The sequence below is a fragment of the Klebsiella sp. 141203 genome, from assembly GCF_032601985.1.
GTDB lineage: Bacteria > Pseudomonadota > Gammaproteobacteria > Enterobacterales > Enterobacteriaceae > Klebsiella > Klebsiella aerogenes.
Genome location: NZ_JAQIRL010000001.1, coordinates 402,558 through 417,131, shown reverse-complemented (window position 1 = coordinate 417,131; position 14,574 = coordinate 402,558). Strand labels below are relative to the sequence as shown.

Below are 14,574 nucleotides of genomic sequence, written 5' to 3'. Positions count from 1 at the left end.
ATGGTTCCTATGGCGGCATTCTTTCTGCAACAACTGATCAATGGCTTAACGCTTGGCGCGGTATATGGGCTTATCGCCATTGGCTACACCATGGTTTATGGCATCATCGGTATGATTAACTTCGCCCACGGCGAGGTATATATGGTCTCAGCCTACCTGTGCGCTATCGGGCTGGCGCTGCTGGCCTACTTCGGTATTCACTCTTTCCCGCTGCTTATTTTCGGCACGCTGGTGTTTACGATTATCGTCACCGGGGTGTACGGCTGGGCCATCGAACGCATTGCTTATCGGCCGCTACGGAATTCAACGCGTCTGGCGCCGCTGATTTCGGCAATCGGCATGTCGCTGATTTTACAAAACTACGTGCAACTGAGTCAGGGCCCTAATCAACAGGGGATCCCGACGTTGATGCACGGCGTATTGCGGATTACGGTAGGTGATGGCGTGGTGCAAATCACCTGGACCAAAATCTTCATCCTGCTCGCCGCTTTCGTCGGCATGGTGGTGCTGAGCTGGATAATCAACCATACGCAGCTTGGGCGGGTATGCCGCGCGACCCAGCAGGACCGGCGGATGGCGGCCATTCTCGGCATTAACACCGATCGGGTGATCTCGCTGGTATTTATGATTGGCGCGGCCATGGCGGGACTCGCCGGGGTACTGGTGACCATGAATTACGGCACGTTTGATTTTTATATCGGTTTTATTATCGGCATTAAGGCCTTCACCGCCGCGGTACTGGGCGGGATCGGTTCGCTGCCGGGGGCGATGCTTGGCGGCCTGCTGCTGGGCGTCGCCGAGGCGCAGTTCGCCGGGTTAGTAAACTCGGATTATAAGGATGTCTTCTCGTTCGCATTGCTGGTGGCGATTCTGATTTTCCGTCCGCAAGGGCTGTTAGGCCGTCCTGTTGTGGCCAAGGTCTAAGGGGGGCATATGAACGATATTTCCCGTTTAGACGGCATCGACGTCAAGCGCAGCCTTATCGATAGCGTGCTGGCCGGTTTATGCGCGCTGATAGTCTTTGGCCCGATCGTGGGGATCGTGCTGAAGGGGTACAGTTTTACGCTTTCCCCGCAGCGTGTCATCGTGCTGGTAGCGGTGGTAATGGTGGGGCGTCTGCTGCTCAGCCTGCTTTTGCAAACCCGCAGGGGAAAGCGGTTTGTCGGACGTTTTGAAGGCAACGACCAGGGGGTATTCGTCCGCCCCCCTGGCTATCGTAGTCGGCTACGTTTTGTCCTGCCGCTGCTGGCGATTGCGGCTATCGCTTTCCCGTTAATGGCCAGTAAGTATCTGCTCACCGTGGCGATCCTCGGGCTTATCTACGTCCTGCTGGGGCTGGGATTAAACATCGTGGTGGGTCTCGCGGGGTTACTTGATTTGGGGTACGTCGCCTTTTACGCCATTGGCGCCTACGGTCTGGCGCTCGGCTATCAATACCTTGGCCTGGGGTTCTGGGCAATGCTGCCGCTGGGGGCGGTGATGGCGGCGCTGGCGGGGGCGTTATTGGGTTTTCCGGTTTTACGAATGCATGGCGACTACCTGGCTATTGTTACCCTCGGATTCGGCGAAATCATCCGTCTGGTGCTCAACAACTGGGTAAGTTTCACCGGCGGCCCCAACGGCGTTTCGGTGCCGTCGCCAACGCTCTTCGGCCTCGAGTTTGCCCGGCGAGCCAAAGAGGGCGGTACCCCGATTCATGAATTTCTGCATATTGCCTACAACCCCAACCTTAAATTTATTTTTATCTATGCCGTGTTGTTTATCGTGGTACTGATGGTGCTGCTGATAAAGCACCGCCTGACCCGAATGCCGATTGGACGTGCCTGGGAGGCGCTGCGGGAAGATGAAATCGCCTGCCGGGCGATGGGGCTGAATCACGTGCTGGTTAAGCTGTCCGCGTTTATGCTCGGCGCCTCGACGGCCGGCATCGCCGGGGTCTTTTTCGCCACTTATCAGGGCTTCGTGAACCCGACGTCGTTTACCTTTTTCGAGTCGGCGCTGATTCTCGCTATCGTGGTATTAGGCGGCATGGGCTCGACATTAGGTGTTGTGCTGGCGGCTTTCGTGCTGACTGTCACGCCGGAGCTGCTGCGTGGCTTTGACGAATACCGGGTTCTGCTCTTTGGCGTGCTGATGGTCCTGATGATGATCTGGCGGCCGCGCGGGCTGGTGCGTACCGGGCGTACCGGGGTGGAAATCCGCAAAGGAGTCGCGCCATGAGCGATGCAATATTGCAGGTCGAGCATCTGATGATGCATTTTGGCGGGATTAAAGCGCTGAATGATGTCAATCTCGAGGTTGAACGCGGATCGATCACCGCCCTGATTGGCCCGAACGGCGCGGGCAAGACCACGGTGTTCAATTGCCTGACCGGATTTTACCGCGCCAGCGGCGGCGCCATTCGTCTTAATGCCCGGCAACGAATAACCGATGTGATTCAGGTTCTCGGGCAGAAGCTGCATGCCGATGATTTTTTCCATCCCGCGCGCCTGGGACGGCGGATGTACTACAAAATGTTCGGCGGCGCGCATCTGGTCAACCGCGCCGGGCTGGCGCGTACCTTCCAGAACATCCGCTTGTTTCGCGAAATGACGGTGATTGAAAATCTGATGGTGGCCCAGCATATGCAGGTCAACCGCCATCTGATCGCCGGGATCCTGAATACCCGAGGCTATCGGCAGGCGGAGAACCGCGCATTAGAGCGGGCCTTTTACTGGCTGGAAGTGGTGGAGATGGTCGACTGCGCCAATCGACTGGCGGGAACGCTCTCTTATGGCCAGCAGCGGCGACTGGAGATCGCCCGCGCGATGTGTACCGGGCCGGAAATACTGTGTCTTGACGAACCCGCAGCCGGACTGAATCCGGCGGAAACGCGCGCCCTGAGCCGGATTATTCGTTTTCTGCGAGAACATCATGGCGTCACCATACTGCTGATCGAACATGATATGAGCATGGTGATGGAAATCTCCGATCGTGTGATTGTACTCGACCACGGCGATGTTATTGCTCATGGCACCCCGGCTGAGATCCAATCCAACCTGAGCGTGATCGCCGCATACCTTGGTACCGATGAACAGGAGATCGCATGATGAGCCAACCGTTGCTGGAATTTCGCGAGGTTAATGTTTTTTACGGGCAAATTCAGGCGCTGAAGTCGGTATCGCTAACGGTCAATGAAGGCGAAACGGTGGCGTTAATCGGCGCTAACGGCGCCGGAAAATCCACGCTGCTGATGTCCATTTTCGGCCAGCCGCGGATTACCGATGGCAGTATTATCTATCGCGGACATGATATTAGCCGCCAGTCGACGCACTATATCGCCACCAACGGTATTGCCCAGGCGCCGGAGGGACGGCGCATTTTTGCCGATATGACGGTGGAAGAGAACCTGCTGATGGGCACTATTCCCATTGGTAATCGTTATCAGAATGAAGATAAAGCGCGGATGTATCAGCTGTTTCCACGGCTGGAAGAGCGTCGCGCGCAGCGGGCGATGACGCTCTCCGGCGGCGAGCAGCAAATGCTGGCGATCGCCCGCGCGCTGATGAGTCGGCCAAAGCTATTACTATTAGATGAACCGAGCCTGGGTCTGGCGCCGCTGGTGGTGAAGCAGATTTTCAGCATCTTGCGCGAGTTGACCGCCCAGGGTATGACGCTGCTACTGGTGGAGCAAAATGCGTACCACGCGCTAAAACTGGCTAACCGCGCGTATGTGCTGGTCAACGGCGAAATACGTCTGAGCGGTAGCGGCGCAGAGTTGCTGGATAACCCGGAAGTCAGAAATGCTTACCTGGGGATGGGTTAAGTTTTCGTCAGTCGTAGGGGGAGAAAACAGGGTGTGAAATCGGTTACACTAACGTCGTGAATGCACATTAAAGTGACCGACTAGATGAAGAAAACGATTTTTTCCTTAGCGCTGGGAACCTTTGGCCTCGGAATGGCGGAGTTTGGCATCATGGGGGTATTGCCGGAAATTGCCCATGATGTCGGTATTACCATCCCCACGGCCGGCAACATGATCTCCTGGTACGCCTTTGGCGTGGTGTTTGGCGCGCCTGTCATGGCGTTGTTTTCCAGCCGTTTTTCGCTGAAATCGGTGATGCTGTTTCTGGTGGCGCTATGTGTGGCAGGCAACGCGTTATTTACCTGCTCCTCAAGTTATCCCATGCTGGCGCTCGGTCGCTTTATTTCAGGTTTTCCTCACGGCGCTTATTTTGGCGTCGGGGCGATTATTTTGTCGAAAATCGCCTCGCCGGGCAGGGTTACCGCGGCGGTCGCCGGGATGATAGCGGGAATGACGGTGGCAAACCTGCTTGGCGTACCGGCTGGCACCTGGCTTGGCCATCAGTTCAGCTGGCGCTATACCTTCACGGCCATCGCGCTATTTGATGTGCTGGTGCTATTGGCGATACTGCGCTGGGTGCCGACGCTATATGACAAATCCGCCTCCCGGCTCAGCGAACAATTCCATTTCCTTAAATCCCCGGCGCCGTGGTTTATTTTCGCCGCCACGATGTTCGGCAATGCCGGCGTTTTTGCCTGGTTTAGCTATATCAAGCCCTTCATGATGAATGTCTCCGGCTTTAGCGAGTCGGCGATGATGTTCATTATGATGCTGGTCGGATTGGGGATGGTTTTAGGTAATCTCTTTAGCGGCAGGATCTCTGGGCGCTACAGTCCGCTGCGTATTGCGGCGATGACCAACGGCGTCATTGTTGCGGCGTTACTGCTCATCTTTGCCTTTGGCATGCAACCGCTGGCTTCGCTGGCGCTGGCGTTTATCTGCTGTGCGGGGCTTTTCGCGCTAGCCGCGCCGCTGCAAATATTACTGCTACAAAATGCCAGAGGCGGCGAAATGCTCGGAGCGGCGGGCGGGCAGATAGCGTTTAACCTCGGTAGCGCGATTGGCGCCTACTGCGGCGGGATGATGATTACCTTTGGCGCGGGTTGGCGTTCGGTTGCGCTGCCGGCGGCAGCGCTGTCGTTTCTGGCGATGAGTTCATTGCTGCTGTATGCGCGATATCAGCGGCGGGTAACGCGTCATCGCGTTACTCAGGCAGAGCAGGCCTGATTAATCTCGCCACGGTTCGCCAAGGGTTAGCATCAGGCGGTTAGCCCAGGCGAAGAATGCCGCCGATTGCAGCAGGTCCAGCTGTTCGACGATATCCAGCCCTTGCTTCTCCAGCGCGCTGAGATGCGCTGGGGTTATCGCGGGCGGGGTAACGGAAAGCGCGGCGGCGGCGTCAATCTCCGCCTGCCAGCGCGGCCCTTGACCATCGCTGAGATTCTCCCCAGGCGTTACCGCCAGCAGGGTCTCCACCGCTCGCTCATCTTTGGACAACTGCGCCGCCTTGCGCGCGTGTACCGACGCGCAGTAGATGCAGCCGTTGATTTTGCTTGCCACCGTTGCCGCCAGTTCACGTTCGGCGCGCGGCAACCCCCCCGGCGTATAGAAGATCCCTTTATCGGTTAGCGTGCGCTGTTCAAGCACCGGTTGGTTGCGCGCCAGCAGGCGGAAGTAGGGGGAGTCACTGTGGCCGAACTGCGCCAGTAGCGCCTGCTCGACGGGATTAAATTCAGCGAGCGGCTTATCGGCAATCCACGGTTCCCAGTGTAATTCATCGCGCGTAAAGGCCACCGGCGCAGGTTTACCGCTGGCCGTCCTGGGATGAGTGTGCCAGTAGCCGGCAACCACCGGGGTCTCGGCTTCGGAAATTGATTTACCATTTAACAAACGCAAGCCGCTCAGTAATCGGCTTTGAAAACTGACAAACGCAATAAGCTGTGCCAGCGTCACAATGCCGCGCAGGCTCCAGCCCGCGTCGCTAAGCGTTTGTATCGCCGCTGGCGTCGCTTCCACCGGAGTAAAGGTCAGCAGGCGGGCAAATCCCAGCGCGGCGGCAAGCCGTGGGGTTGTCGGGTCGGCAAGGCCGAAACCGGCGTAATGCGCCGCCAGCGCATCTGCCTGATGAAGTCTGGCCACTTTTGCGGCGATGGCGAAACGTTCCTCGAGCGGAAAATCCTCATCCTGTTGGCTAAATAGCACCTCGTAACTTCCCTGGGCGTGGCGGGTCGCAGCGTCGCGCAACGCGCGGGCCTTGCCCAGCGGTGAATCGGCGGCGATCTCCGCCAGTTCAGCCAAAATATCCTGACTTAAGCTCATAGCGACTCCTTATCTGAATTGCGGGGCAATGTGTTTAGCGATGAGTTCGATAGAACGCAGCGTGTCCTGATGCGATGGCTCCACCGAATGGACCTGAAACGAAATGTCAGTCACGCGGGTTAGCACGCTATCTTTGGCAAGCGATGCAAGCACATGTGGCGCATCGCCAATATGGGCATCAAGCTGGCGAGCATAATCCGTGACGTTGTCACCAATGATCTCATGACCGGCAGCGCGATGGGCTGCCGCCTGTTTACTTAATCCTGGCTCCGCGGTCTGTAGCGCGTACGCCTGGCTGTCGGCAATAAACGCGGTACGGGAGGCCAGAATTCGCGGCGACACGCCGGCAGGCAGCGCGGCGAGGTAGGCATCGATAATCGGGTTCTGAATCGCATCCAGCGGCAGCTCGCTTTGACCTGGCGGGCGCGGCTGCGTGCGCGATAGCATCAACCCATGGCCGGATTTAGCGGCCCGAATAGCGCCTTCAATCGAAAAGGTGGCGATCCAAATTCGCTCCGCCAGCTGCGGCGCGGGCGGATAAAGATGATTGTCAGGATGAGCCAACGTATCGCCGCGCCAGGCGCTTTCAATCAAATGCAGATGATCGGCGAAGACCGCGCCGCGTTGTTCGCAGGCCAGGCCAAAGGGGAGAAAGGAGGTTGGCGTCCCGCCGGAACCAAAACCCACTTCCAGGCGACCATCAGCGAGTAAATCCAACACTGCCGCGTCTTCCGCGACGCGCAGTGGGTTTTCCATCGGCAGCGTAATGATGGCGGTACCGAGACGGATCCGTTGCGTATGGGCCGCCGCGTGGGCAAGAAACACCAGCGGCGACGGTAAACCGCCTTCATTTTCATGGAAATGGTGTTGCGCCACCCAGGCGCTATCAAAGCCCAGCCGTTCCGCGTGGCGGATCTGCTCTGTCGCCAGGCGATAGCGCTCTTGCGGCGTGGCGCGGTCAAGTAGGCGGGTGAAAAATCCGAGGCGTTTAGGCATCATGCAATCTCCGTGCTGGGTGCGTGATAATGAGGAATGGCGGCGAGCAGCTCGCGGGTATAGTCGTGCTGCGGCGCGGCGAACAACTGCTTAACCTCGCCCTGTTCGATGACTTGCCCGGTGCGTAGCACCGTCACGCTATGGGCGATGCGGCGTACCGTCGCCAGATCGTGGGTGATAAACAGATAGCTCAACCCGAGCTGTTGCTGTAATTGCAGCAACAGGGCGAGAATTTGCGCCTGCACCGTGACATCCAGCGCTGAGGTGGCCTCATCAAGCACCAGAATCGTGGGGTCGAGGATCAACGCCCTGGCGATAGCGACCCGCTGACGCTGGCCGCCGGAGAGCTCGCGAGCGGTTCGGTTGAGTAGCTCCGGCGCCAGCGCGACGCGGGCGGCGACGGACTCTACCCGTCGACGCCGCGCATCTTTGGTCAGGCGCTGAAAATTCTTCAACGGCTCTTCGATGATGTCGAACAGGGTCTGGCGGGGATCGAGAGAGGCGAAAGGGTTTTGATAAACAAACTGAATTTTGCGCCGCAGCTGGCGCTGGGCCTCGCGGCTCAATTGTCCGCTGGCAATACCATCGATGGTCACCTGTCCGCTATCGGCCTGCTCAAAACCAAGCAAGATGCGGGCGAGGGTGGTTTTTCCTGAACCCGATTCGCCGACCAGCGCATGGGTACTGCCACGCGGTAAAATAAAGCTTACGTTATCCAGCGCCTGGAGATGACTCCCCCCTAACGCAAAGCGTTTGCTCAGGCCTTCAACCCGTATTGCCGGCGTAACAAACGGGCGAATGTCGGTGGTTAAGTGCAGGTTCTGTCCCTGCAGATCGCACAGCAACTGGCGGGTATAGCCGTGCTGCGGGGTGCGAATCACATCACCCGTATTGCCCTGCTCCTGAATTTCACCGTGACGAAAGACTACCAGCCGGTCGGCACGCTGCGCCGCCAGCGCGAGGTCATGAGTGACAAATAGCACCGCGGTGCCGGATTCACGGCGCAAATGATCGAGCAGATCGAGGATTCTTTTTTGGACCGTCACGTCGAGCGCGCTGGTGGGTTCGTCGGCAATAATCAAATCCGGCTTCAGGGCGATGGCAATGGCGATCAGCACCCGCTGTTTCATACCGCCGGAGAGCTGGTGCGGATATTGGTCTACGCGCAGCTCAGGATGGCTTAAGCCGACTTTTTCCAGCAGGGCGATAACTTGCTGTCGACGCTCCGTTTTACTGCTTTTTTGATGCAGGCGGAGTATTTCGCCGACCTGTGCGCCAATGGTTTGCACCGGGTTCAGCGAGTTGCCGGGATCCTGCGGCACCAGGCTGATTCTGGCCCCGCGCAGGCTATCCAGCCGCTTGCCAGACCAGCGGCTAATCTCTTCACCGTTGAGGCGAACCGCCCCGGCATCGAGGCGGGCGTTTTCCGCCAGCAGGCCGATAATCGCCTGAGCGGTTGTCGTTTTACCCGAACCGGATTCGCCGACGAACGCCAGCATCTCGCCGCGTTTAACCTTAAAACTCACCCGATGAACCACTTCGCGCCACTGCCCGCCCGAACGGTAGCTGATGGTCAGATTTTCTACGTTAAGCACGTTCATCGGCGATCCCTATTGAGTTGTTGGCTGATACGATTGGCTGCCAGTACCACGGCAATGACCGCGATCCCTGGGAAAGTGGTGAGCCACCAGGCGGTGGAAAGATAGTTACGTCCCTCGGCGATGAGTAATCCCCATTCCGGAACCGGCGGCGGAGTGCCGTAGCCGAGGAAACTCAGGGTTGAAAGGGCGAGAATAGCCTGGCCGAATTGTAGGGTGGCGAAAGCCAGCACCGGCGAAAGCGAGTTAGGCAGAATATGCCGCCAGAATACGGCTAAAAAAGTGCCTCCACTTCCGTAGGCCGCTTCGACATAGTCGCTGTGACGAATGCGGACGACTTCGGCGCGCGACAGACGGGCGAAACTGGCGATAGCGGCAACCCCGACCGCCATGGCGGCGTTCAGGGTGCCAAAACCGAGCAGTATGATTACCGTTAGCGAAAGCAGGAGCGAGGGGATAGCCAGCAGAATATCGACAATCCGCATGACGACCGCTTCGACCCGTCCGCCCAACGCGCCGGCAACGGTGCCCAACGCGGTGCCGACAACCAGTCCCATGGCGACGGCGGCCAGGGCCGCGGAAAGCGAATGCCCAGCGCCGTAGACGATGCGGCTCCACACATCGCGCCCGAGCTGGTCGGTACCCAACCAGTGTCCGGCCTGCGGCGCCAGACGCTGAGCGCCGGCGATGCCGTCGAGCGGATTAAACGCGGTGAACCATTGCGGCGCGCAAGCCATTAGTACCGCAACCGTCATCACCGACCATGCCAGCCACAGCCCCGGCTGGAAGGAAAAACGGCGCCAGTTGACCGGACGGCGTCGCACCGCCGAGGCGTAATCGACCAGACTCATAGCGCACCTCCGCGCAGGGGTTTTAAGCGCGGGTCGAGCATCGGCATCAGCAGATCGACCAGCAGATTGATCGCGACAAAGCCCAGCGCTGAAATCATCACCACGGCCTGAAGAATGGCACTATCCTGATTATTCACCGCCTGTTGCGTCAGTTGGCCGAGCCCGCTGCGGCCAAAAACGGTTTCGGTAATTAAGGCCCCGGCGATCAGTTCTCCCAACAGCAGGCCGGCAATGTTTAATGTCGGCAACAGGGCATTACCGATGACATGCCGCCATAACACCCGCGTTTCGCTCATTCCCTTGGCACGAGCAACGGCAACGAAGGGTTGTGCGGCGCTGTGATCCATGGTGCGTAACAGAATTTGCGCCAGCGGCGCGGAAATCGGTATCGCCACCGCGATAACCGGCAGCACCAGCCCTTGCAGTGGTCCGGGATTGATAACCGGGACCCAGTGCAATTGGAATGAAAAGATCTGGATTAAGGCGATGCCGAGCCAAAAGGTCGGCAGTGAAATAAACAGCACCGGCAACGACTGTAGCAAATTGCTGATACCGCGTAGCCCCGGCAAACGCGAAGCGATAGCGATCGCAAAGGCCAGCAGAACCGCCAGCGCAAAGGCCGGCAACGCCAGCGCCAGCGTGTCGGGTAAATTGCTGGCAATCAGGGAACTGACAGGCAGTCCCGCTTGCAGTGAATAGCCGAAATCTCCCCGCAGCATGGCCAATAAAGTGTGGAAATATTGCCGCCACAGCGGACTGTCAGCACCATAGGCCACGCGCATTTCGGCGATCTGTTGCGGACTCAGCCCCAGATCGGGGTTCTGAAACTTAATCAAAATCGCGTCGCCGGGCAGGACCTGCAGCAGAAAAAAGGTCAGGGTGAAGGCCGCCCACAGCACCAGTACGCCTTGTGCCAACCGTCGCCAAAGATAGTGGCTCATGGCGCCCCCTTAGTGTTTATCCAGCCATGCGCCGTAAAACGACGGACGGCCCACGGCTTCAAAACGTACGCCTTTTACCCATGGCGCGCCGGCAAAGACCTGCGGTTCTTCAAAGATGGGAATGACGTAGGCGTTATCCAGCAGATAACGCTGCGCATCGCCAGTTAACTGCAGACGCTTTTGCGCATCCACTTCGGCAGAGATTGCGGTTAACAGGGCGTTGAGCTTATCGTCACGGAAGGTTTTTACTTTGTCGCTCGAACCGCCCTGTTGCAGTAGGGCATCGCGGTTGGCGGGGAAGAACATACTCTTCACCACATCCGGGTCGGCGCGGCCGACTTCAGAAACGGTCAATGGCGTTTTCAGCGGGTCGAGATTATCCAGTACCCGGCTGCCGGCGTCGCCGGCTTTCACGCTTAAGGCCACGCCAACCTGACGCCACTGCTGCGCGACCAGCTGTAGCACCTCTTTGTTCTGCGGCTGCGGTAGGGATTCATAGACGGTTAGCGCCAGCCGTTGTCCCGCTTTTTGTCGGATACCATCCGCGCCCGCTGTCCAGCCCGCCTCATCCAGCAGCTGTTTAGCTTTCTGCTGATCGAAGGCCAGTTTGTCGCTCAAATCGACGTATCCCGCCGCGGTGCGGGCGATAACGGAACTTGCCTGCGGATAGTTTGGCGAGAAAAGGGTCTCAACAATCTGTTTGGCGTTGGTCGCATGCAGTAATGCCTGGCGTACTCGCTGGTCGGCAACCAGCGGGTTATCCGGACGGAAGCTCAGGCTATCGTTAACGCCGCGCGTCGGCGCGGCATAAATATTAAAGCCCTGGTCGGTTGCCTGTTTTTCATCATAGGCCTGCACCTGGCGAATAAATCCGGCCTGTCCCGCCAGCAGCGCGCCAATACGTACGCTATCTTCCGGCGTTACGATATAGGTAATGCCGTCGAGGTTCGCCGGGCCTTGCTGAGCAAGATTTTTCGGCCCCCATTGATAATCTTTACGCGCCACCAGCGTTAATTCGCGTCCCGGTTTTTCATCTTTTACCGTAAAGGGGCCTGAACCGATGATATTGCGGGCATCGCCCAGCGCCTCAAAGCTCCGCGCCAGGGTGCTGAGGGAAACCAGCCCGGAGCCAATCGTTGCGGTCCCTTGCAGGAATCCCGGTGAGGGCTTTTTGAAATAGAATTTGACGGTCAACGGATCGATGACTTCACTACGATCGTAATTGTTGATCACTTCGGAAACCGGCAGGCGCAGTGCTTTATTGCCCAAACCGTAGGTATCAAAATTCTTTGCGACCGCATTGGCATCGAGCGGGGTACCGTCAGAGAAGGTGACCCCAGGCCGCAGCTTAAAGGTATATTCGGTCTTCTCGTCGTTGCTTCTCCAGCTTTCGGCGATCCACGGCTCGATAGCTAGCGTTTCCGGGTTTTGCCAGGTTAGCTTGTCGGTTATCTGATTGAGGATCCCGCCGTTAGGGTAAAAACCGCCGGCCGGCGGATAGAGATTGGTGTGCGGCTGTTGTTCCAGATAAATTAAGGTGCCGCCTTTGATCGGCGTTTGCGCAGCCGAAACCGAAAACGCGCCTGCGATAAAAAGGGCGGCAAGCGTAGGCAGGCGAAAGCGATTTTGCATGGTGAATTCCTTTGTTATCTATTGTCTTGCCATCATCGGGCGCGACGGAATACAAAGGAACCAACGATTTGCGCTAAGCATTTGCGAAATCTGACTATTCCCAAGATGCGGGAATAGTCAGCAGGTTAGACTTTTTCGTCTGGCAGAGTCAGACAGAATTAACGGCGGAAATCGATAACCATGCGGCCGCGGATTTGCCCCTGTTCCATCTCCTTAAAGATGGCGTTGATATCACCAAGCGGTCGCAGAGTGACTTTCGGCACCACTTTGCCTTCGGCGGCAAACTGGAAGGCTTCAATCAGATCCTGACGGGTACCTACCAGCGAACCTACTACTTCAATTCCGTCCAGCACCAGGCGCGGAATATCGAGGCTCATCGCTTCTGGCGGTAGGCCAACGGCGACGACGCGGCCACCGGCGCGAACCGCATCCACGGCGGAGTTAAATGCCGCTTTGGCAACGGCGGTAACCACGGCCGCGTGGGCGCCGCCGGTTTTCTCCTGAATGATTTTGGCGGCGTCTTCATTGCGTGAATTCACGGTCAGATCGGCGCCCATAGAGGCGGCAAGCTCCAACTGCCCGTCGTTGACATCAACGGCGATCACTTTGGCATTAAAGACGTTTTTGGCATACTGCAGCGCCAGGTTGCCCAGGCCGCCGAGGCCATAAATGGCAATCCACTGGCCGGGTTTGATATGCGAGACCTTCACCGCTTTATAAGTGGTAACGCCGGCGCAGGTGATGCTGCTGGCGGCGGCTGAATCCAGCCCATCCGGTACTTTGACCGCGTAATCAGCGGTGACGATGCACTCTTCGGCCATCCCGCCATCGACGGTATAACCGGCATTTTTCACCGAGCGGCACAGGGTTTCGTTGCCGCTATTACAGTATTCGCAGTGGCCGCAGCCTTCGAAGAACCAGGCCACGCTCGCGCGATCGCCCGGCTTCAGCGACGTCACGCCAGGGCCGACTTTTTCCACGATGCCGATGCCCTCATGGCCGAGAATGACGCCGGTTTTATCGCCGAAATCGCCGTTTTTCACGTGCAGGTCTGTGTGGCAGACCCCGCAGCATTCCATTTTCAGCAGCGCTTCGCCATGCTCCAGCGGGCGTAACTTTTTATCGGTTACATCAATCTGGTGGTCGTGGGTGACTACAGCAGCTTTCATGCGTTTCTCCTTGTTAATGATACGAAGGTGCTAGCAGCGAAAATAATACTCATTAAGGATTAGATCTTATGTCGCTAATTACAAGCGGTATGGTTGGGAATGGGGGGATTTGCCGCATATTTGGCACAATATTCATCCGTTTATACCAATTTTAGGGGGTTTGATCGGCATTGCTCTGCGTGCGTCAGATTTATTGACAGGGGGGAGTGAATGATGGTTGTATTGTGCAACTATCTTTATTCATGGATATCACCATGCCTGACACTTTACTTATCAATCAAATTCGTTCCGCATCACGATTGATGGTGCGCGAGCTCGGTTTTATGAACAGCACGCTGGCGGCGACCGACTATTCGCCTTCCGCGGTGCATGCGCTGCTGGAGATTTCTACTCATGGCGCGATGACCGCCGCGCAACTTGTGCAGGTATTGGGGCTGGACAAATCGAGCGTCAGCCGCATGCTTTCGCGCCTGCAGGCCGCTAACGAGATAGAGGAAAATGGTTGTGTTGATGACGGGCGTTTTAAACAACTGTCATTGACAACCAAAGGGCAGGCGACGGTCACCCGCATTCATGAGTACGGCGCCATGCGGGTGATTGAGGCGCTGGCGCATTTGGATAGCGCACAGCAGCAGATCGTTGCCGAGGGGTTGACGGCCTATTCGTGGGCGCTTGAGCGCTGTCGTCAGCAGCCGGTTACGAGCAGACCAAACGACATCACGATAGTTACCGGCTATCAGCCGGGAATGATTGGCCGCATTGCGCAAATGCACGGTGAGTATTATGCCCATCATTACGGTTTTGGCCATTTTTTTGAAGGTAAAGTCGCCAGCGGTCTGGCTGAGTTTTCTGGCCGTCTGAACAACCAACGTAACCAGATTTGGCTGGCTGTCAAAAATGGCGTCGTCGTCGGCTCTGTCGCCATTGATGGCGAAGATCTTGGTAATAATGAAGCGCATCTGCGCTGGTTTATTCTCGGCGATGGCTGTCGGGGCAGCGGCGTGGGGCGGCGCATGCTGACTGAAGCCATCAACTTTTGTGATGATCAGCGCTTCGATGCGGTTCAGCTATGGACATTTAGCGGCTTGCAGGCGGCGCGTAAATTATATGAATCCTTTGGGTTTACGCTGAGTAAAGAGTGGCAGGGCGATCAATGGGGGAAGACCATGCTTGAGCAGCAGTTTACCCGCCGCTAAAGCCGTCATGCCACCGGGGCGCTGACGC

13 protein-coding genes are annotated in these 14,574 nt (G+C 57.5%); 6 read left to right on the top strand and 7 right to left on the bottom strand.

Features of this window, described 5'->3' with window-relative positions:
* Window positions 1-9 precede the first annotated feature (9 nt).
* The 5 genes from PGR29_RS02095 (at window position 10) to araJ (ending at window position 5,071) form a co-directional block, all read left to right on the top strand.
* The gene (locus PGR29_RS02095) at window positions 10-924 is read left to right on the top strand and encodes an ABC transporter permease subunit (RefSeq protein WP_032711708.1); all 915 of its coding nucleotides are present in this window, start codon (window positions 10-12) and stop codon (window positions 922-924) included.
* Window positions 925-933: 9 nt separating this feature from the next.
* Window positions 934-2,220, top strand: coding sequence for a high-affinity branched-chain amino acid ABC transporter permease LivM (livM, locus tag PGR29_RS02090; RefSeq protein ID WP_316423969.1), 1,287 nt, complete (start codon window positions 934-936; stop codon window positions 2,218-2,220).
* Window positions 2,217-3,089: an ABC transporter ATP-binding protein gene (locus tag PGR29_RS02085; RefSeq protein ID WP_087859586.1), complete on the top strand. Its 873-nt coding sequence runs from the start codon at window positions 2,217-2,219 to the stop codon at window positions 3,087-3,089. The genes livM and PGR29_RS02085 overlap by 4 nt, the downstream gene beginning before the upstream one ends.
* Window positions 3,089-3,805 carry an ABC transporter ATP-binding protein gene (locus tag PGR29_RS02080; protein WP_087859587.1) on the top strand — a complete coding sequence of 239 codons (717 nt, stop codon included), beginning with the start codon at window positions 3,089-3,091 and terminating at the stop codon, window positions 3,803-3,805. Before PGR29_RS02085 ends, PGR29_RS02080 begins: the two co-directional genes overlap by 1 nt.
* Before the next feature lie 84 nt (window positions 3,806-3,889).
* Window positions 3,890-5,071, top strand: a complete 1,182-nt coding sequence (gene araJ / locus PGR29_RS02075) for an MFS transporter AraJ (RefSeq protein ID WP_316423968.1) — start codon at window positions 3,890-3,892, stop codon at window positions 5,069-5,071.
* Here araJ and PGR29_RS02070 read toward each other — a convergent pair whose 3' ends face one another.
* The 7 genes from PGR29_RS02070 to adhP form a co-directional block, all read right to left on the bottom strand.
* Window positions 5,072-6,163, bottom strand: a complete 1,092-nt coding sequence (locus PGR29_RS02070) for an alkylhydroperoxidase domain protein (protein WP_316423967.1) — start codon at window positions 6,161-6,163, stop codon at window positions 5,072-5,074.
* Window positions 6,164-6,172: 9 nt separating this feature from the next.
* Entirely contained in the window at window positions 6,173-7,159 is a 987-nt protein-coding gene (locus PGR29_RS02065; protein ID WP_183269077.1) for a putative FMN-dependent luciferase-like monooxygenase, read from the bottom strand.
* On the bottom strand, window positions 7,159-8,760 hold the full coding sequence (locus PGR29_RS02060; RefSeq protein WP_316423966.1) for an ABC transporter ATP-binding protein: 1,602 nt from the start codon (window positions 8,758-8,760) through the stop codon (window positions 7,159-7,161). The genes PGR29_RS02065 and PGR29_RS02060 overlap by 1 nt, the downstream gene beginning before the upstream one ends.
* Window positions 8,757-9,608 (bottom strand): ABC transporter permease, encoded by an 852-nt coding sequence (locus tag PGR29_RS02055; protein ID WP_113373316.1) that lies wholly within the window; start codon window positions 9,606-9,608, stop codon window positions 8,757-8,759. Before PGR29_RS02055 ends, PGR29_RS02060 begins: the two co-directional genes overlap by 4 nt.
* Window positions 9,605-10,549: an ABC transporter permease gene (locus tag PGR29_RS02050; RefSeq protein WP_316423964.1), complete on the bottom strand. Its 945-nt coding sequence runs from the start codon at window positions 10,547-10,549 to the stop codon at window positions 9,605-9,607. Before PGR29_RS02050 ends, PGR29_RS02055 begins: the two co-directional genes overlap by 4 nt.
* 9 nt (window positions 10,550-10,558) lie before the next feature.
* Window positions 10,559-12,181: a TIGR04028 family ABC transporter substrate-binding protein gene (locus PGR29_RS02045; RefSeq protein WP_316423963.1), complete on the bottom strand. Its 1,623-nt coding sequence runs from the start codon at window positions 12,179-12,181 to the stop codon at window positions 10,559-10,561.
* 158 nt (window positions 12,182-12,339) lie between these two features.
* Window positions 12,340-13,350, bottom strand: coding sequence for an alcohol dehydrogenase AdhP (gene adhP / locus PGR29_RS02040; RefSeq protein WP_015366486.1), 1,011 nt, complete (start codon window positions 13,348-13,350; stop codon window positions 12,340-12,342).
* A gap of 254 nt (window positions 13,351-13,604) precedes the next feature.
* On the opposite strand from adhP, the gene PGR29_RS02035 reads away from it, so the two are divergent.
* Window positions 13,605-14,546 (top strand): bifunctional helix-turn-helix transcriptional regulator/GNAT family N-acetyltransferase, encoded by a 942-nt coding sequence (locus PGR29_RS02035; protein ID WP_316423962.1) that lies wholly within the window; start codon window positions 13,605-13,607, stop codon window positions 14,544-14,546.
* The last annotated feature ends 28 nt before the right edge of the window (window positions 14,547-14,574 follow it).